This is a genomic window from Rhodoferax sp. UBA5149 (genome assembly GCF_002413825.1).
Classification (GTDB): domain Bacteria; phylum Pseudomonadota; class Gammaproteobacteria; order Burkholderiales; family Burkholderiaceae_C; genus Rhodoferax.
In genome coordinates this window covers 1-1,159 of sequence record NZ_DHXT01000014.1, presented here as the reverse complement: position 1 = coordinate 1,159, position 1,159 = coordinate 1, and the positions used below count along the sequence as shown (strand labels likewise).

General features: G+C 62.7%; 1 protein-coding gene. It reads left to right on the top strand.

Going from position 1 to position 1,159, the window contains the following annotated elements:
* Window positions 1–296: 296 nt before the first annotated feature.
* Window positions 297–1,159 (top strand): Re/Si-specific NAD(P)(+) transhydrogenase subunit alpha (locus B3V69_RS01040; protein WP_296442978.1); only part of this gene is annotated, 863 nt, incomplete at its 3' end.

Below are 1,159 nucleotides of genomic sequence, written 5' to 3'. Positions count from 1 at the left end.
CCAGGTGACCGGTTGAGCTGTTCACGCGCGGCCGTCGGTCGTTTGTGCGCTTCGGGCAACAGGCAGCGGGCATCCGGCATCCGGCTCAATGACTGTCACGACGGTGACCTTGGGTTTTCAGCGTGTGCGCCAGCGCGATGGCCGGAGATCGCCACTTCATTGACCCACGTCATGCTTGACCCGGCCGGTAAGGGGGGCAATTTCAGTTAAGCTCTGCGTCGCAGTGTCTCCCGCAATGCTTGTCAGCGGAGAGGCTTCGCATTAGCTGTTGCAAAAATCAATTGAGGAGTCGCTACATGCAGACCGGCGTACCTAGTCAAACGGCATCGGGAATCACCCCGGTTGCCGTTGCCCCCGAAACATCCAGAACCGCGCAGCGCATTGGCGTGCCGCGCGAGGTTTTCCCCGGCGAAAAGCGCGTGGCGACAGTGCCCGAAGTGGTTGAAAAGCTCATCAAACTGGGCTTCAAGGTCGTCGTCGAGTCCGGTGCGGGCGACGCCGCCAATTTCAGCGACGAGGCTTACCGTGCCGTCGGCGCAGAAGTCATCACAGGGGCCGCTGCACTCTGGGCGGCGTCAGATATCGTGTTCAAGGTGCGTGGACCCACCACGGAAGAAGTTGGGCTGATGCGCGAAGGCGGCACGCTGGTCAGTTTCATCTGGCCGGCGCAGAACCCCGAATTGATGCAGCAACTCGCCGCCAAGAAGGCGACCGTGCTGGCCATCGACGCCCTGCCGCGCACGTTGAGCCGCGCCCAGAAAATGGACGCGCTGACCTCCCAAGCCGGTGTCGCCGGTTACCGCGCCGTCATTGAGGCGGCCAACGCTTTTGGCCGCTTCTTCAGCGGTCAGATCACGGCTGCGGGCAAGGTGCCGCCGGCCAAGGTCTTTATTGCTGGTGCTGGCGTGGCCGGATTGGCGGCAATTGGCACCGCCGCCAGCCTGGGGGCCATCGTTCGTGCCAATGACACCCGTGCCGAAGTGGCCGACCAGGTCGTGTCGCTAGGTGGTGAATTCGTCAAGGTCGATTATGTAGAGGAGGGCTCTGGCGGCGGCGGCTACGCCAAGGTCATGAGCGAGGGATTCCAGCAGGCCCAGCGTGAGATGTACGCCAAGCAGGCCAAGGACGTAGACATCATCATCACCACCGCGCTGATCCC